At 45.2% G+C, this 14277-nt stretch carries 28 protein-coding genes; all 28 read left to right on the forward strand.

Annotated elements, in window-relative coordinates; all coding sequences use genetic code 11:
• Positions 1 to 474 precede the first annotated feature (474 nt).
• Complete coding sequence (gene rpsJ, locus BCT34_RS12450) at positions 475 to 786, forward strand: 30S ribosomal protein S10 (RefSeq protein ID WP_004736761.1); 312 nt, start codon at positions 475 to 477, stop codon at positions 784 to 786.
• Positions 787 to 800: 14 nt separating this feature from the next.
• Positions 801 to 1430, forward strand: coding sequence for a 50S ribosomal protein L3 (rplC, locus tag BCT34_RS12455; RefSeq protein ID WP_004736763.1), 630 nt, complete (start codon positions 801 to 803; stop codon positions 1428 to 1430).
• 16 nt (positions 1431 to 1446) lie between these two features.
• On the forward strand, positions 1447 to 2049 hold the full coding sequence (rplD, locus tag BCT34_RS12460; RefSeq protein ID WP_004738803.1) for a 50S ribosomal protein L4: 603 nt from the start codon (positions 1447 to 1449) through the stop codon (positions 2047 to 2049).
• Positions 2046 to 2348 carry a 50S ribosomal protein L23 gene (gene rplW / locus BCT34_RS12465; protein ID WP_004736765.1) on the forward strand — a complete coding sequence of 101 codons (303 nt, stop codon included), beginning with the start codon at positions 2046 to 2048 and terminating at the stop codon, positions 2346 to 2348. Before rplD ends, rplW begins: the two co-directional genes overlap by 4 nt.
• A 14-nt stretch (positions 2349 to 2362) precedes the next feature.
• Positions 2363 to 3187: a 50S ribosomal protein L2 gene (gene rplB, locus BCT34_RS12470; protein WP_010435149.1), complete on the forward strand. Its 825-nt coding sequence runs from the start codon at positions 2363 to 2365 to the stop codon at positions 3185 to 3187.
• Positions 3188 to 3206: 19 nt separating this feature from the next.
• A complete protein-coding gene (gene rpsS, locus BCT34_RS12475) occupies positions 3207 to 3485 on the forward strand; it encodes a 30S ribosomal protein S19 (RefSeq protein WP_004736729.1) in 279 nt (92 codons plus the stop codon).
• 10 nt (positions 3486 to 3495) lie between these two features.
• The gene (gene rplV, locus BCT34_RS12480) at positions 3496 to 3828 is read left to right on the forward strand and encodes a 50S ribosomal protein L22 (protein WP_004736732.1); all 333 of its coding nucleotides are present in this window, start codon (positions 3496 to 3498) and stop codon (positions 3826 to 3828) included.
• An 18-nt stretch (positions 3829 to 3846) separates the two neighbouring features.
• Complete coding sequence (gene rpsC, locus BCT34_RS12485) at positions 3847 to 4545, forward strand: 30S ribosomal protein S3 (RefSeq protein ID WP_004736734.1); 699 nt, start codon at positions 3847 to 3849, stop codon at positions 4543 to 4545.
• Positions 4546 to 4556: 11 nt separating this feature from the next.
• On the forward strand, positions 4557 to 4967 hold the full coding sequence (gene rplP, locus BCT34_RS12490) for a 50S ribosomal protein L16 (RefSeq protein WP_004736736.1): 411 nt from the start codon (positions 4557 to 4559) through the stop codon (positions 4965 to 4967).
• Positions 4967 to 5158, forward strand: a complete 192-nt coding sequence (rpmC, locus tag BCT34_RS12495) for a 50S ribosomal protein L29 (RefSeq protein WP_004736737.1) — start codon at positions 4967 to 4969, stop codon at positions 5156 to 5158. The genes rplP and rpmC overlap by 1 nt, the downstream gene beginning before the upstream one ends.
• Positions 5158 to 5412 carry a 30S ribosomal protein S17 gene (rpsQ, locus tag BCT34_RS12500; RefSeq protein WP_004736739.1) on the forward strand — a complete coding sequence of 85 codons (255 nt, stop codon included), beginning with the start codon at positions 5158 to 5160 and terminating at the stop codon, positions 5410 to 5412. Before rpmC ends, rpsQ begins: the two co-directional genes overlap by 1 nt.
• 162 nt (positions 5413 to 5574) lie before the next feature.
• Positions 5575 to 5946 carry a 50S ribosomal protein L14 gene (rplN, locus tag BCT34_RS12505; RefSeq protein ID WP_004736740.1) on the forward strand — a complete coding sequence of 124 codons (372 nt, stop codon included), beginning with the start codon at positions 5575 to 5577 and terminating at the stop codon, positions 5944 to 5946.
• 11 nt (positions 5947 to 5957) lie between these two features.
• Positions 5958 to 6275, forward strand: coding sequence for a 50S ribosomal protein L24 (rplX, locus tag BCT34_RS12510; RefSeq protein ID WP_004738792.1), 318 nt, complete (start codon positions 5958 to 5960; stop codon positions 6273 to 6275).
• Between the two features lie 24 nt (positions 6276 to 6299).
• On the forward strand, positions 6300 to 6839 hold the full coding sequence (rplE, locus tag BCT34_RS12515; RefSeq protein ID WP_004738790.1) for a 50S ribosomal protein L5: 540 nt from the start codon (positions 6300 to 6302) through the stop codon (positions 6837 to 6839).
• A 16-nt stretch (positions 6840 to 6855) separates the two neighbouring features.
• Positions 6856 to 7161 (forward strand): 30S ribosomal protein S14, encoded by a 306-nt coding sequence (rpsN, locus tag BCT34_RS12520; RefSeq protein WP_004738789.1) that lies wholly within the window; start codon positions 6856 to 6858, stop codon positions 7159 to 7161.
• A gap of 29 nt (positions 7162 to 7190) precedes the next feature.
• A complete protein-coding gene (gene rpsH / locus BCT34_RS12525) occupies positions 7191 to 7583 on the forward strand; it encodes a 30S ribosomal protein S8 (RefSeq protein ID WP_017061309.1) in 393 nt (130 codons plus the stop codon).
• Positions 7584 to 7593: 10 nt separating this feature from the next.
• Complete coding sequence (gene rplF / locus BCT34_RS12530; protein ID WP_076651093.1) at positions 7594 to 8127, forward strand: 50S ribosomal protein L6; 534 nt, start codon at positions 7594 to 7596, stop codon at positions 8125 to 8127.
• Between the two features lie 9 nt (positions 8128 to 8136).
• Positions 8137 to 8490: a 50S ribosomal protein L18 gene (gene rplR, locus BCT34_RS12535; protein WP_004738784.1), complete on the forward strand. Its 354-nt coding sequence runs from the start codon at positions 8137 to 8139 to the stop codon at positions 8488 to 8490.
• 14 nt (positions 8491 to 8504) lie between these two features.
• A complete protein-coding gene (rpsE, locus tag BCT34_RS12540; RefSeq protein WP_017061307.1) occupies positions 8505 to 9005 on the forward strand; it encodes a 30S ribosomal protein S5 in 501 nt (166 codons plus the stop codon).
• Between the two features lie 7 nt (positions 9006 to 9012).
• Positions 9013 to 9189: a 50S ribosomal protein L30 gene (gene rpmD / locus BCT34_RS12545; RefSeq protein WP_004736756.1), complete on the forward strand. Its 177-nt coding sequence runs from the start codon at positions 9013 to 9015 to the stop codon at positions 9187 to 9189.
• A 5-nt stretch (positions 9190 to 9194) separates the two neighbouring features.
• Entirely contained in the window at positions 9195 to 9629 is a 435-nt protein-coding gene (rplO, locus tag BCT34_RS12550; RefSeq protein ID WP_004736758.1) for a 50S ribosomal protein L15, read from the forward strand.
• Positions 9630 to 9649: 20 nt separating this feature from the next.
• The gene (secY, locus tag BCT34_RS12555) at positions 9650 to 10984 is read left to right on the forward strand and encodes a preprotein translocase subunit SecY (RefSeq protein WP_004738781.1); all 1335 of its coding nucleotides are present in this window, start codon (positions 9650 to 9652) and stop codon (positions 10982 to 10984) included.
• Positions 10985 to 11025: 41 nt separating this feature from the next.
• Positions 11026 to 11139, forward strand: coding sequence for a 50S ribosomal protein L36 (rpmJ, locus tag BCT34_RS12560; RefSeq protein ID WP_000868186.1), 114 nt, complete (start codon positions 11026 to 11028; stop codon positions 11137 to 11139).
• A 148-nt stretch (positions 11140 to 11287) separates the two neighbouring features.
• A complete protein-coding gene (rpsM, locus tag BCT34_RS12565) occupies positions 11288 to 11644 on the forward strand; it encodes a 30S ribosomal protein S13 (protein ID WP_004738779.1) in 357 nt (118 codons plus the stop codon).
• A gap of 19 nt (positions 11645 to 11663) precedes the next feature.
• A complete protein-coding gene (rpsK, locus tag BCT34_RS12570) occupies positions 11664 to 12053 on the forward strand; it encodes a 30S ribosomal protein S11 (protein WP_004738778.1) in 390 nt (129 codons plus the stop codon).
• A 31-nt stretch (positions 12054 to 12084) separates the two neighbouring features.
• Entirely contained in the window at positions 12085 to 12705 is a 621-nt protein-coding gene (rpsD, locus tag BCT34_RS12575; protein ID WP_004738777.1) for a 30S ribosomal protein S4, read from the forward strand.
• Between the two features lie 22 nt (positions 12706 to 12727).
• Entirely contained in the window at positions 12728 to 13720 is a 993-nt protein-coding gene (gene rpoA, locus BCT34_RS12580) for a DNA-directed RNA polymerase subunit alpha (protein ID WP_076651092.1), read from the forward strand.
• A 24-nt stretch (positions 13721 to 13744) separates the two neighbouring features.
• Positions 13745 to 14125, forward strand: coding sequence for a 50S ribosomal protein L17 (rplQ, locus tag BCT34_RS12585; protein WP_004729812.1), 381 nt, complete (start codon positions 13745 to 13747; stop codon positions 14123 to 14125).
• Positions 14126 to 14277 lie beyond the last annotated feature (152 nt).

Genomic DNA, 14277 nt, shown 5'->3' on the forward strand with positions numbered 1-14277 from the left:
GGTGTTGTAGCTAAAATCTTCGCTTAATAGCATTTAGATTTTTGCACACTCTTCATTAGAAGAGCACGCATCTGAAAAGGGGAGCTTCGGCTTCCCTTTTGTTTTATCTAAAGAAAGTTCATATCTCATTTATCCCCCCCCCTTCTTCATGTAAAGCTAATCTCCAATAAATTCCGATTATTTTTCCAACACCACTTGCATACTAAAGTGTGATCTGTATAATACATCGCACTGGCTAACGCTGGTTGTGAACCAATGAGCACTGAGGAGTAGGTCTTACCTAGTAATGTATACTCAGCTTATGTTCGCGGTTAATAAAAATAGTAAACTTTTTGTTTGCTTCAAAAGTTAACTGACAATGCGTCCTAATTTTGGATGCTACGGTTTCACATAAATCAATCGGCATTCTCTCGTTTTATCGGGTTTGAGTGGCGATATTGTTTGTGTAATTTTTAATAATTGGAGCTCTGTCTCATGCAGAACCAACGTATTCGTATCCGCCTTAAAGCGTTTGATTACAAGCTAATCGATGCTTCAACTGCGGAAATCGTTGAAACAGCAAAACGTACTGGCGCACAGGTTCGTGGTCCTATTCCACTTCCTACTCGTAAAGAGCGTTTCACTGTTCTTACCTCTCCACACGTCAACAAAGATGCACGTGATCAGTACGAAATCCGTACTCACAAGCGTTTGATCGACATCGTTGAGCCAACAGATAAAACTGTTGATGCTCTAATGCGTCTTGATCTTGCAGCTGGCGTTGATGTTCAAATCAGCCTAGGTTAAGGGAGATAAGAATAATGATTGGTCTAGTCGGACGTAAAGTGGGTATGACCCGCGTATTTACTGAAGAAGGCGTTTCTATCCCAGTAACTGTTGTTGAGGTTGAAGCGAACCGTATTTCTCAAGTTAAAACTCTTGAGACAGACGGCTACGCAGCAATCCAAGTAACTACTGGTGCTAAGAAAGCTAACCGTGTAACTAAACCTGAAGCTGGTCACTTCGCGAAAGCGGGTGTAGAAGCAGGTCGCGGTCTTTGGGAATTCCGTTTAGAAAACGGCGAAGAATTTGAAGTTGGCGCTGAGCTAAACGTAGAACTTTTCAACGAAATTAAAAAAGTAGACGTTACTGGTACATCTAAAGGTAAAGGCTTCCAAGGCGCTATCAAGCGTTGGAACTTCTCTACTCAAGATATGACTCACGGTAACTCTTTGTCTCACCGCGCACCGGGTTCAATTGGCCAATGTCAAACTCCAGGCCGCGTGTTTAAAGGCAAGAAAATGGCAGGTCACATGGGTGCTGAGCGTGTAACGACTCAAAACCTAGAGATCGTACGTGTTGACGCTGAGCGCAATCTACTCCTTATTAAAGGTGCAGTACCGGGCTCAACAGGCGGAAACGTGATCGTAAAACCTGCTGTTAAAGCATAACGTCTAGGAGTAAGTAATGGAATTGATGGTTAAAGGTGCTGATGCACTAACTGTTTCCGAGACTACTTTCGGACGTGACTTCAACGAAGCTCTTGTACACCAAGTAGTTGTTGCATATGCAGCAGGTGCTCGTCAAGGTACTCGTGCTCAAAAGACTCGTTCTGAAGTATCTGGCGGTGGCGCTAAGCCATGGCGTCAAAAAGGTACTGGCCGCGCACGTGCTGGTACAATTCGTAGCCCAATCTGGCGTACAGGTGGTGTTACTTTTGCTGCGAAACCACAAGATCACAGCCAAAAAGTAAACAAAAAAATGTACCGCGGTGCTATGAAGAGCATTCTTTCTGAGCTAGTTCGTCAAGAGCGTTTAATCGTTGTTGATAACTTCTCTGTAGAAGCACCAAAAACAAAAGAACTTGTAGCTAAGCTTAAAGAGCTTGAGCTAAGCGACGTTCTGATTGTGACTGGCGAAGTAGATGAAAATCTATTCTTAGCTGCTCGTAACCTATACAAAGTAGATGCACGTGATGTTGCTGGTGTTGATCCAGTATCACTAATCGCTTTCGACAAGGTTCTAATGACTGCTGACGCAGTTAAGCAAGTTGAGGAGATGCTAGCATGATCACTGAAGAGCGTATCTTAAAAGTTCTACGTGCTCCGCACATCTCTGAAAAAGCAACTATGGCAGCTGAGAAAGCGAACACTATCGTTTTCAAAGTAGCTAAAGATGCAACTAAGAAAGAGATCAAAGCAGCTGTAGAAAAGCTATTTGAAGTTGAAGTTAAGTCTGTAAATACTCTTGTATTAAAGGGTAAGACCAAACGTCAAGGTATGCGTGAAGGCCGTCGTTCAGACGTTAAGAAAGCCTACGTTACTTTGAAAGAAGGTCAAGATCTTGACTTCGTTGGCGGCGCGGAATAACAGGAGTAGTAAAAATGGCTATTGTTAAATGTAAGCCGACTTCCCCTGGTCGTCGTCACGTCGTTAAAGTTGTTAACGCTGACCTACACAAGGGTAAGCCATACGCACCACTTCTAGAGAAAAACTCTAAGAACGGTGGTCGTAACAACAACGGTCGTATTACAGTACGTCACATCGGCGGTGGTCACAAGCACCACTACCGTGTAATTGACTTCAAACGTACTAAAGATGGCATCCCAGCGAAAGTTGAGCGTCTAGAATACGATCCAAACCGTAGTGCTAACATCGCTCTAGTTCTGTACGCAGACGGTGAGCGTCGTTACATCATTGCACCTAAAGGTGTTAACGCAGGCGACCAGATTCAATCTGGCGTAGATGCTGCAATCAAAGCAGGTAACACTCTGCCGATGCGCAACATCCCAGTAGGTTCTACTGTACACTGTGTTGAACTTAAGCCTGGTAAAGGTGCTCAACTAGCTCGTTCGGCTGGTGCTTATGCTCAAATCATCGCTCGCGATGGTGCATACGTAACTATCCGTCTACGTTCTGGTGAGATGCGCAAAGTTCTTTCTGAAGGTCGTGCAACGATCGGTGAAGTTGGTAACTCTGAGCATATGCTACGTGAACTTGGTAAAGCTGGTGCTTCACGCTGGCGCGGCGTACGTCCAACCGTACGTGGTGTAGTAATGAACCCGGTGGATCACCCACATGGTGGTGGTGAAGGCCGCACATCTGGTGGTCGTCACCCAGTTTCTCCTTGGGGCGTTCCTACTAAGGGCTTCAAGACTCGTAAGAACAAGCGCACTGACAAGTACATCGTACGTCGTCGCACTAAATAATTTATAAAGAGGAATCGCCATGCCACGTTCTCTCAAGAAAGGTCCTTTTATTGACCTACACTTGCTGAAGAAGGTAGAGAAAGCGGTGGAAAGCGGAGACAAAAAGCCTATTAAGACTTGGTCCCGTCGCTCAATGATCATCCCAACAATGATTGGTTTGACCATCGCTGTCCATAATGGTCGTCAGCACGTTCCAGTTTTCGTTACCGAAGAAATGATCGGTCACAAACTGGGCGAATTTGCACCAACTCGTACTTATCGCGGTCATGCTGCAGATAAGAAAGCTAAGAAGAAATAAGGAGTAGATGATGGAAGCTTTAGCTAAACATAACTTTGCTCGTATTTCTCCACAGAAAGCTCGCTTAGTTGCAGACCAAATTCGCGGTAAGTCGGTAGACCAAGCTCTAGAAATTCTAACTTTCAGCAACAAAAAAGCTGCTGTTTTAGTTAAGAAGGTTCTTGAGTCAGCTATCGCTAACGCGGAACATAACGAAGGTGCAGATATCGACGATCTAAATGTCGCTAAAATCTTCGTAGATGAGGGCCCTATCATGAAGCGTATTATGCCTCGTGCTAAAGGTCGTGCGGATCGTATCTTGAAGCGTTCAAGCCACATCACTATTGTTGTAGCAGATCGCTAAAGACTAGGAGAGTAAGCAATGGGTCAGAAAGTACATCCTAATGGTATTCGTCTTGGCATCGTTAAGCCTTGGAATGCTACATGGTTTGCTAATACCAACGAATTCGCTGACAACCTAGACGGCGACTTCAAGGTACGTCAGTTCCTTACAAAGGAACTACAAAAAGCATCATTATCTCGTATCGTTATCGAGCGTCCAGCTAAGAGCATCCGTGTGACTATTCACACTGCTCGTCCTGGCGTTGTTATCGGTAAGAAAGGTGAAGACGTAGAGAAGCTACGCGCAGCTGTAGCTAAAATCGCAGGTGTACCAGCGCAAATTAACATCGCTGAAGTACGTAAGCCTGAGCTAGATGGTCAGCTTGTAGCTGATAGCATCGCGTCTCAACTAGAGCGTCGTGTTATGTTCCGTCGTGCAATGAAGCGTGCGGTACAAAATGCTATGCGTCTAGGCGCTAAAGGCATCAAAGTACAAGTAGGCGGCCGTCTTGGCGGTGCTGAAATCGCACGTTCTGAGTGGTACCGTGAAGGCCGTGTGCCTCTACACACTCTACGTGCAGACATTGATTACGCAACTTCTTCGGCTCACACTCAATACGGTGTGATCGGCATTAAAGTTTGGATCTTCAAAGGTGAGATTCTAGGCGGTATGCCAGCTGCTAACGCAGTAGAGCCAAAAGGCGATAAGCCTAAGAAGCAGCGTAAAGGCCGTAAGTAAGGAGTCGAACGATGCTACAACCAAAACGTACTAAGTTCCGCAAGGTTATGACTGGTCGTAACCGTGGTCTAGCTAAAGGTACTGAAGTAAGCTTCGGCGAATTCGGTCTTAAAGCTGTTGGCCGTGGTCGTCTGACTGCACGTCAAATCGAAGCGGCACGTCGTGCTATGACACGTCACATTAAGCGTCAAGGTCAAATCTGGATTCGTGTATTCCCAGACAAGCCAATTACTGAAAAGCCTCTTGAAGTTCGTCAAGGTAAAGGTAAAGGTTCAGTTGCGTACTGGGTTGCTCAAATCCAACCAGGCAAAGTTATGTACGAGATGAATGGCGTACCTGAAGAGTTGGCACGTGAAGCGTTCCGCCTAGCGGCACGTAAACTGCCTGTTAAAACTACTTTTGTAACTAAGCAGGTGATGTGATGAAAGCACAAGATCTACGCGAAAAGAACGTTGAAGAGCTTAACGCTGAGCTATTGAATTTGCTACGTGAACAGTTCAACTTGCGCATGCAAGCTGCAACTGGTCAACTACAACAAACTCATACTCTAAAAGCTGTACGCCGTGACATCGCACGTGTGAAAACTGTTTTGACTGAAAAGGCAGGCGCATAATGAGCGAAACTAACCGCATCCAGCAAGGCCGTGTAGTAAGCGACAAGATGGACAAGTCTATCGTTGTTGCTATTGAACGCACTGTAAAACACCCAATTTACGGTAAGTTCATCAAACGCACGACTAAAGTACACGCACACGACGAAGACAACACTTGTGGCCTAGGCGACAAAGTTGAAATCGCTGAGTGTCGTCCTCTGTCTAAGACTAAGTCTTGGACATTGGTTAAAGTTCTAGAAAAAGCGAAGATTTAATCTTTGTAATTCTATAACTTATAAGCGGCTCCAAATTATTTTTTGGAGCCGCTTGTTTTTTGTCTACCCAATTTAAAAAAAGGGTGGTACAATTCGCGTCCCTTTTAAAGAGGCAGCCCGACCCGAGAGGGTCTAGTTTTAATATTTAGCGGAGCACTAACAATGATCCAGATGCAAAGTACACTTGACGCAGCAGATAACTCTGGCGCGCGCAAGGTAATGTGTATTAAGGTTCTGGGTGGCTCTCACCGCCGTTATGCACATATCGGTGACGTCATCAAGGTTACAGTGAAGGAAGCGATTCCTCGCGGTAAAGTAAAAAAAGGTGATGTTCTGAAGGCGGTAGTAGTGCGCACCCGTAAAGGCGTTCGTCGCCCAGACGGTTCTGTCATTCGCTTCGACAGTAATGCTTGTGTATTGTTAAATGACACTACTGAGCAACCAGTCGGCACACGTATCTTTGGTCCTGTGACTCGTGAACTTCGTAACGCGAAATTCATGAAGATTGTATCACTAGCACCTGAAGTTCTGTAAGGAGCGGCAATATGGCAGCTAAAATCCGTCGTAATGACGAAGTAATCATTCTTGCTGGTAAAGATAAAGGCAAGAAAGGTAAAGTAACTAAGGTTCTGACAACTGGTAAAGTTATCGTTGAAGGCATCAACCTTGTTAAGAAACACCAAAAGCCGGTTCCGGCTCTAGGTCAACAAGGTGGCATCGTTGAACAAGAAGCAGCTATTGATGCTTCTAACGTTGCTGTTTTTAACGCGGCTACTGGTAAAGCAGACCGTATCGGTTTCCGTATCGAAGATGGCAAGAAAGTTCGTTTCTTCAAATCTAACGGCGAAACTGTTTCTAACTAATTAGAAGTAATTTGGAGTTCTACTATGGCGAAACTGCATGATTACTACAAGTCGTCTGTAGTCGCTGAGCTTACCAAAGAGTTCAGCTACACAAGCGTCATGCAAGTCCCTAGGATTGAGAAAATCACCCTAAACATGGGCGTTGGTGAAGCAATCAACGATAAGAAACTGCTAGAAAACGCAGCAGCTGATATGGCAACGATCTCTGGTCAAAAGCCACTTATCACTAAAGCGCGTAAATCTGTAGCTGGTTTCAAAATTCGTGAAGGCTACCCAATTGGTTGTAAAGTAACCTTGCGTGGTGAGCGCATGTGGGAATTTTTAGAGCGTTTAATCTCTATCGCACTTCCACGTGTACGTGATTTCCGTGGTGTTAGCGCTAAGTCTTTTGACGGTCGCGGTAACTACAGCATGGGCGTTCGCGAGCAAATCATCTTTCCGGAAATCGACTACGATAAAGTCGATCGTGTCCGCGGTCTTGATATCACTATCACGACTTCTGCGGGTTCCGATGAGGAAGGCCGAGCTCTGCTGGCTGCCTTTAACTTCCCATTCCGTAAGTAAGGGTAGGGTTACTGTTATGGCTAAACAATCAATGAAAGCACGTGAAGCTAAACGTGCAAAACTAGTAGCTAAGTTCGCTGAAAAGCGTTCTGCGCTAAAAGTTATCATTAGCGATGTAAACGCATCTGAAGAAGATCGTTGGAATGCGGTTCTTAAACTGCAATCTCTTCCACGTGATTCAAGTGCATCACGTCAGCGCAACCGTTGCAACCAAACTGGTCGTCCACACGGTTACCTACGTAAATTCGGTCTAAGCCGCATTAAGGTTCGTGAAGCTTGCATGAAAGGCGAGATTCCGGGTCTTCGTAAGGCTAGCTGGTAATTGCCACTTAATCATTTGGAGTAAATCTTATGAGCATGCAAGATCCGATTTCGGATATGCTGACCCGAGTTCGTAACGGTCAGGCAGCAAACAAAGTTGCTGTAAAAATGCCTTCTTCAAAGCTTAAAGTTGCAATTGCTGCATTACTTAAAGCTGAAGGTTACATCGTAGACTTCGCTGTTAACAGCGAAGCAAAACCTGAGCTAGAAGTTACTCTTAAGTACTTCCAAGCTAAACCTGTAATCGAGCAAATCAAGCGCGTATCACGTCCTGGTCTAAGAGTTTATAAAAATAAAGACTCTTTACCTACAGTGATGGGTGGTCTTGGTATTGCAGTTGTTTCTACTTCCAAGGGTCTGATGTCTGACCGTGCTGCTCGTAAAGCAGGTCTTGGCGGTGAAATCATCTGTTACGTAGCTTAAGGAGTAGATTATGTCTCGTGTTGCTAAAGCACCTGTCGCTATTCCAGCTGGCGTAGAGGTGAAACTAAACGGCCAAGAAGTTACTGTAAAAGGTAGCAAAGGTGAGCTTACTCGCGTTCTTAACAGCGCCGTAGTTATTGCACAGGAAGAAAACAACCTAACTTTCGGTCCGAAAGAAGGTGTTACTAACGCATGGGCACAAGCTGGTACAGCTCGCGCTCTAGTTAATAACATGGTTGTGGGTGTTACTGAGGGCTTCACTAAGAAGCTAACTCTTAAGGGTGTTGGTTACCGTGCTGCTATGAAAGGCAACTCTGTAGCTCTAACTCTTGGTTTTTCTCACCCAGTAGAGCACGCTCTACCTGAAGGTATTAAAGCTGAGTGCCCTAGCCAAACTGAGATCATCATTACTGGTTGCGATAAGCAAGTAGTAGGTCAAGTTGCGGCTGACATTCGTTCTTACCGTGCTCCTGAGCCTTACAAAGGTAAAGGTGTTCGTTACGCAGATGAAAATGTGCGTACTAAAGAAGCTAAGAAGAAGTAAGGTATCACTATGGATAAGAAAGCATCTCGCATCCGTCGTGCTACACGTGCACGTCGTAAGATTGCAGAACTTGGTGCAACTCGCCTGGTAGTACACCGTACTCCTCGCCATGTTTACGCACAAGTTATCGCGGCAAACGGCTCTGAGGTTATCGCAGCTGCTTCTACTGTAGAAAAAGCGATCCGTGAGCAAGTTAAGAACACTGGTAACGTTGATGCAGCTAAAGCAGTTGGTAAAGCTGTTGCTGAGCGCGCTCTTGAAAAAGGCGTAGCTTCAGTTGCATTTGATCGTTCTGGTTTCCAATACCACGGTCGAGTAGCGGCGCTAGCAGAATCTGCTCGCGAAGCTGGTCTGAAATTCTAAGGTAGGGTTGGAAGATGGCTAAAGAACAACAACAAGCTAATGATTTGCAAGAAAAGCTGATCGCTGTTAACCGTGTATCTAAGACGGTTAAAGGTGGTCGAATCATGAGCTTTACTGCACTAACAGTAGTTGGTGACGGTAACGGTCGCGTAGGTTTCGGTTACGGCAAAGCTCGTGAAGTACCTGCTGCGATTCAAAAAGCAATGGAAAAAGCGCGCCGTAACATGGTTACAGTATCGCTAAACGAAGGCACTCTTCACCACCCGGTGAAAGGTCGTCATTCGGGCTCTAAAGTTTACATGCAGCCAGCTGCAGAAGGTACAGGTGTTATTGCCGGTGGTGCAATGCGTGCTGTACTTGAAGTTGCGGGCGTACATAACGTACTTTCTAAAGCATACGGTTCAACGAACCCGATCAACATCGTTCGTGCAACGATTGGTGCTCTAGTAGACGTTAAGTCACCAGAAATGGTTGCTGCTAAACGTGGTCTAACTGTTGAATCTATTTCGGAGTAAGCACACGATGGCAACTATTAAAGTAACTCAAACTAAAAGCTCAATTGGTCGCCTACCTAAGCACAAAGCGTGTCTTAAAGGTCTAGGTCTTCGTCGCATCAACCATACAGTAGAACTTGAAGATACACCGTGCGTACGCGGTATGATCAACAAGGTTTACTACATGGTTAAGATTGAGGAGTAATCAGAATGCGTTTGAATACTCTATCACCGGCTGCTGGCTCTAAACCTTCTAAGAAGCGTGTAGGTCGTGGTATCGGTTCTGGCCTTGGTAAAACAGGTGGCCGCGGTCACAAAGGTCAAAAGTCACGTTCTGGCGGCTCTGTTCGTCCAGGTTTTGAAGGCGGTCAAATGCCTCTAAAACAACGTCTACCTAAATTCGGTTTCACTTCTCGTAAGAGCCTAGTGTCTGCTGAAGTTCGTCTAGCTGAGCTAGCGAAAGTAACAGGTGACGTAGTTGATCTTAACAGCCTTAAAGCTGCTAACGTTATCACTAAGAACATCGAATTCGTTAAGATCGTTCTTTCTGGTGACCTAAGCAAAGCTGTGACTGTTAAAGGTCTACGCGTGACTAAAGGCGCTAAAGCTGCAATCGAAGCTGCAGGCGGTAAAATCGAGGAATAATCTCGAGGAACGAGGTACAGATGGCTAAGAAACCAGGACAAGATTTTCGTAGTGCTCAGAGCGGCTTAAGTGAACTAAAGTCGCGCTTATTATTCGTAATTGGTGCACTTTTAGTATTCCGAGCCGGCTCTTTTGTGCCGATCCCTGGTATTGACGCAGCTGTACTTGCCGATTTGTTCGATCAGCAAAAAGGTACCATCGTTGAAATGTTTAACATGTTCTCCGGTGGTGCTCTTGAGCGTGCATCTATATTAGCATTGGGTATCATGCCGTACATTTCGGCATCGATCGTAGTCCAATTGTTAACTGTAGTTCATCCAGCGTTAGCGGAACTCAAGAAAGAGGGTGAAGCAGGCCGTCGTAAGATAAGCCAATATACACGCTACGGCACGCTTGTACTTGCAACATTCCAAGCTATTGGTATCGCAACAGGCTTACCAAACATGGTCGACAATCTGGTTGTTATCAACCAAACCATGTTTACGCTTATTGCTACCGTGAGTTTAGTAACTGGTACCATGTTCTTAATGTGGTTAGGTGAACAAATCACTGAGCGAGGAATCGGTAATGGTATTTCCATTCTGATTTTTGCAGGTATTGTTGCTGGATTGCCTTCTGCAATCGGTCAAACAATCGAGCAAGCGCGTCAAGGTGAATTGCATGTGCTTCTTCTGCTGTTGATTGCTGTATTGTCTTTTGCTGTTATCTACTTCGTAGTTTTCATGGAACGTGGTCAACGTCGTATCGTCGTTAACTATGCTAAACGTCAACAAGGTCGTAAGGTTTTTGCAGCACAAAGCTCTCACTTGCCTCTTAAGATTAATATGGCAGGTGTTATTCCAGCGATTTTCGCATCAAGTATTATTTTGTTCCCAGGAACATTAGCACAGTGGTTTGGTCAAAATGGTGAAAGCAGCGCGTTCGGTTGGTTAACTGACGTGTCATTAGCTCTTAGCCCAGGTCAACCTCTGTATGTAATGCTTTATGCAGCAGCTATAATCTTCTTCTGTTTCTTCTATACAGCGTTGGTGTTTAACCCACGTGAAACAGCTGATAATTTGAAGAAGTCTGGTGCATTCGTACCCGGTATCCGCCCAGGTGAGCAGACAGCGAAATATATCGATAAAGTGATGACTAGACTAACCCTTGCGGGCGCTCTATACATTACTTTTATATGTCTGATTCCTGAGTTCATGATGGTCGCGTGGAACGTTCGTTTCTACTTCGGCGGCACATCACTACTAATCGTAGTGGTAGTTATCATGGATTTCATGGCACAGGTACAGACTCATCTGATGTCACAACAGTATGATTCTGTGTTAAAGAAAGCGAATCTGAAGGGTTACGGCCGTTAATTCGGTGGTAACAATTTCGATTCCATTTACGGAGTTTAGCAATGAAAGTTCGTGCTTCCGTTAAAAAAATCTGCCGTAACTGTAAAGTTATCAAGCGTAACGGTGTCGTTCGCGTGATTTGCAGTGAGCCAAAGCATAAGCAACGCCAAGGCTAATTAGCAGAAATTTTTACTTGAAATACAAGGTAGAGTCGAGTATATTCCTCGGCCTACCTTTTGCGTGCAAAAGAAGTAGTATGCCGCAGCGTATCCATAACGGGCTTTGCTGCGGATAATTCTTTTATGAACCCCTTAGGAGTGAATAATGGCCCGTATAGCCGGCATTAACATTCCTGATCATAAGCATTCTGTAATTGCACTTACTGCAATCTACGGTATTGGTAAAACTCGCTCTCAAGCTATTTTAGCTGAAGTGGGTATTGCTGAAGATGCTAAGATCAGTGAACTAACTGAAGAGCAGATCGATCAACTGCGTGATGGTGTAGCTAAGTACACTGTAGAAGGTGATCTACGTCGTGAAGTATCGATGAACATCAAGCGTCTTATGGACCTTGGCTGTTACCGCGGTCTTCGTCATCGTCGCAGTCTACCACTACGTGGACAGCGTACTAAAACCAACGCTCGCACCCGTAAGGGTCCGCGCAAGCCGATCAAGAAATAGTCGGATAAGGTAGAGTACAATGGCAAAACAACCAACTCGCGCGCGTAAGCGCGTACGCAAGCAAGTAGCTGATGGCGTAGCGCACATTCATGCTTCTTTCAACAACACAATCGTAACTATCACTGACCGTCAAGGCAACGCTCTTGCATGGGCTACAGCAGGTGGTTCAGGTTTCCGTGGTTCTCGTAAATCTACTCCGTTCGCAGCACAAGTTGCAGCTGAGCGTTGTGGTGAAATGGCTAAAGAATATGGCCTAAAGAACTTGGAAGTTATGGTTAAGGGTCCAGGTCCAGGTCGCGAATCTACTGTTCGTGCACTGAACGCTGCTGGTTTCCGTATCACTAACATTGTTGATGCGACACCAATCCCTCATAACGGTTGTCGTCCACCTAAGAAACGTCGCGTTTAAGTTTCGTTTCTAGGAATATTGGAGAAAGATCATGGCAAGATATTTGGGTCCTAAGCTGAAGCTTAGCCGTCGCGAAGGTACTGACTTATTCCTTAAGTCTGGTGTCCGTGCGATCGATACCAAGTGTAAAATTGATAACGCACCAGGTGTACACGGCGCTCGTCGCGGTCGTCTATCTGAGTATGGCGTTCAGCTTCGTGAGAAGCAAAAAGTTCGTCGTATCTACGGCGTTCTAGAAAAACAATTCCGCAACTACTACAAAGAAGCTGCACGTCTTAAAGGCAACACGGGTGCAAACCTGCTTCAGCTTCTTGAAGGTCGTCTTGATAACGTAGTTTACCGTATGGGCTTTGGCGCTACTCGTGCTGAATCTCGTCAACTAGTTAGCCACAAGTCTATCCTAGTTAACGGTAAAGTTGTAAACGTTCCTTCTTTCAAAGTAGCGGCAAACGACGTTGTTTCTATCCGCGAGAAAGCTAAACAGCAATCTCGTATTAAAGCGGCTCTAGAAGTTGCTGAACAACGTGAAAAGCCAACTTGGATTGAAGTAGATGCTGGCAAAATGGAAGGTACATTCAAGCGTATGCCTGAGCGTTCTGACCTATCAGCTGACATCAATGAACACTTGATCGTCGAACTTTACTCTAAGTAAGGTTAAAAAAAGAGAGGACACAATGCAGGGTTCTGTAACAGAATTTCTTAAGCCGCGTCTTGTTGACATTGAACAGATCAATACGACACACGCGAAAGTAACTCTTGAGCCATTAGAGCGCGGTTTCGGCCACACTCTAGGTAATGCTCTTCGCCGCATTCTTCTATCTTCTATGCCGGGTTGTGCCGTAACAGAAGTTGAAATTGAAGGTGTGCTACACGAATACAGCACTAAAGAAGGCGTTCAGGAAGATATCCTGGAAATCCTTCTAAACCTTAAAGGTTTGGCTGTACGCGTTGCTGAAGGCAAAGATGAAGTGTTTATTACACTGAACAAATCAGGCTCAGGCCCTGTTGTTGCAGGTGACATCACCCACGATGGTGATGTAGAGATCGCTAACCCTGAGCACGTAATTTGTCACCTTACGGATGACAACGCTGAGATCGCTATGCGTATCAAAGTAGAACGTGGTCGTGGTTACGTTCCAGCTTCAGCTCGTATCCATACTGAAGAAGATGAGCGTCCAATCGGTCGTCTACTAGTTGACGCTACTTACAGCCCGGTTGATAAAATCGCTTACGCTGTAGAAGCGGCACGTGTAGAACAACGTACTGACTTAGACAAGCTTGTTATCGATATGGAAACGAACGGTACTCTAGAACCTGAGGAAGCAATCCGTCGTGCAGCTACTATTTTAGCTGAACAACTGGATGTGTTCGTAGATCTTCGTGATGTACGTGTACCTGAGGAGAAGGAAGAGAAGCCAGAATTCGATCCTATCCTACTACGTCCTGTAGACGATCTTGAACTAACAGTTCGCTCTGCTAACTGTTTGAAAGCAGAAGCGATTCACTACATCGGTGATCTTGTACAGCGCACTGAGGTTGAGCTACTTAAAACGCCAAACCTTGGTAAGAAATCTCTTACAGAGATTAAAGATGTGCTTGCTTCACGTGGTCTTTCTCTAGGCATGCGTCTAGAAAACTGGCCACCAGCGTCAATCGCTGAAGATTAATCGAAAAGTTAGAAGGATTAGGTCATGCGCCATCGTAAAAGTGGTCGTCAACTCAACCGCAACAGCAGTCATCGCAAAGCGATGTTCAGCAACATGGCTAGCTCTCTTGTTCGTCACGAAGTTATCAAAACTACCGTGCCAAAAGCAAAAGAACTACGTCGCGTAATTGAGCCATTGATTACCCTAGCTAAGACAGACAGTGTTGCTAACCGTCGTCTTGCATTTGCTCGCACTCGTGATAACGAAGTTGTAGCAAAACTATTTAATGAACTAGGCCCGCGTTTCGCGGCTCGCCAAGGTGGTTACACTCGCATTCTTAAATGTGGTTTCCGTACTGGTGATAAAGCTCCAATGGCTTACATTGAGCTTGTAGACCGCCCAGCTGCTGAAGAAGCTGCTGAGTAATCTATACTAGATTCTTAATACAAAAAGCCGAGCATTAGCTCGGCTTTTTTGTATCTGTCGAATCTGACAACAAATAAAATTGCACCATGATGTTTGGCATTTTTCTTGTCTTCTCTGCTATATTTTTCAACAATATCTCGTATCTCGTATCT

This window comes from Vibrio sp. 10N.261.45.E2 (genome assembly GCF_002875705.1).
Taxonomy (GTDB): Bacteria; Pseudomonadota; Gammaproteobacteria; order Enterobacterales; family Vibrionaceae; genus Vibrio.

Coding starts and splice junctions, on each gene's coding strand:
- rpsH (WP_017061309.1), top strand. CDS start 7,191: ATGAGCATGCAAGATCCGATTTCGGATATGCTGACCCGAGTTCGTAAC.
- rplO (WP_004736758.1), top strand. CDS start 9,195: ATGCGTTTGAATACTCTATCACCGGCTGCTGGCTCTAAACCTTCTAAG.
- rplV (WP_004736732.1), top strand. CDS start 3,496: ATGGAAGCTTTAGCTAAACATAACTTTGCTCGTATTTCTCCACAGAAA.
- rplR (WP_004738784.1), top strand. CDS start 8,137: ATGGATAAGAAAGCATCTCGCATCCGTCGTGCTACACGTGCACGTCGT.
- rpmC (WP_004736737.1), top strand. CDS start 4,967: ATGAAAGCACAAGATCTACGCGAAAAGAACGTTGAAGAGCTTAACGCT.
- rpoA (WP_076651092.1), top strand. CDS start 12,728: ATGCAGGGTTCTGTAACAGAATTTCTTAAGCCGCGTCTTGTTGACATT.
- rplN (WP_004736740.1), top strand. CDS start 5,575: ATGATCCAGATGCAAAGTACACTTGACGCAGCAGATAACTCTGGCGCG.
- rpsQ (WP_004736739.1), top strand. CDS start 5,158: ATGAGCGAAACTAACCGCATCCAGCAAGGCCGTGTAGTAAGCGACAAG.
- rpsE (WP_017061307.1), top strand. CDS start 8,505: ATGGCTAAAGAACAACAACAAGCTAATGATTTGCAAGAAAAGCTGATC.
- secY (WP_004738781.1), top strand. CDS start 9,650: ATGGCTAAGAAACCAGGACAAGATTTTCGTAGTGCTCAGAGCGGCTTA.
- rplD (WP_004738803.1), top strand. CDS start 1,447: ATGGAATTGATGGTTAAAGGTGCTGATGCACTAACTGTTTCCGAGACT.
- rplF (WP_076651093.1), top strand. CDS start 7,594: ATGTCTCGTGTTGCTAAAGCACCTGTCGCTATTCCAGCTGGCGTAGAG.
- rplC (WP_004736763.1), top strand. CDS start 801: ATGATTGGTCTAGTCGGACGTAAAGTGGGTATGACCCGCGTATTTACT.
- rplW (WP_004736765.1), top strand. CDS start 2,046: ATGATCACTGAAGAGCGTATCTTAAAAGTTCTACGTGCTCCGCACATC.
- rplE (WP_004738790.1), top strand. CDS start 6,300: ATGGCGAAACTGCATGATTACTACAAGTCGTCTGTAGTCGCTGAGCTT.
- rpsN (WP_004738789.1), top strand. CDS start 6,856: ATGGCTAAACAATCAATGAAAGCACGTGAAGCTAAACGTGCAAAACTA.
- rplQ (WP_004729812.1), top strand. CDS start 13,745: ATGCGCCATCGTAAAAGTGGTCGTCAACTCAACCGCAACAGCAGTCAT.
- rpsJ (WP_004736761.1), top strand. CDS start 475: ATGCAGAACCAACGTATTCGTATCCGCCTTAAAGCGTTTGATTACAAG.
- rpsC (WP_004736734.1), top strand. CDS start 3,847: ATGGGTCAGAAAGTACATCCTAATGGTATTCGTCTTGGCATCGTTAAG.
- rpmJ (WP_000868186.1), top strand. CDS start 11,026: ATGAAAGTTCGTGCTTCCGTTAAAAAAATCTGCCGTAACTGTAAAGTT.
- rpmD (WP_004736756.1), top strand. CDS start 9,013: ATGGCAACTATTAAAGTAACTCAAACTAAAAGCTCAATTGGTCGCCTA.
- rpsM (WP_004738779.1), top strand. CDS start 11,288: ATGGCCCGTATAGCCGGCATTAACATTCCTGATCATAAGCATTCTGTA.
- rplB (WP_010435149.1), top strand. CDS start 2,363: ATGGCTATTGTTAAATGTAAGCCGACTTCCCCTGGTCGTCGTCACGTC.
- rpsK (WP_004738778.1), top strand. CDS start 11,664: ATGGCAAAACAACCAACTCGCGCGCGTAAGCGCGTACGCAAGCAAGTA.
- rpsD (WP_004738777.1), top strand. CDS start 12,085: ATGGCAAGATATTTGGGTCCTAAGCTGAAGCTTAGCCGTCGCGAAGGT.
- rpsS (WP_004736729.1), top strand. CDS start 3,207: ATGCCACGTTCTCTCAAGAAAGGTCCTTTTATTGACCTACACTTGCTG.
- rplP (WP_004736736.1), top strand. CDS start 4,557: ATGCTACAACCAAAACGTACTAAGTTCCGCAAGGTTATGACTGGTCGT.
- rplX (WP_004738792.1), top strand. CDS start 5,958: ATGGCAGCTAAAATCCGTCGTAATGACGAAGTAATCATTCTTGCTGGT.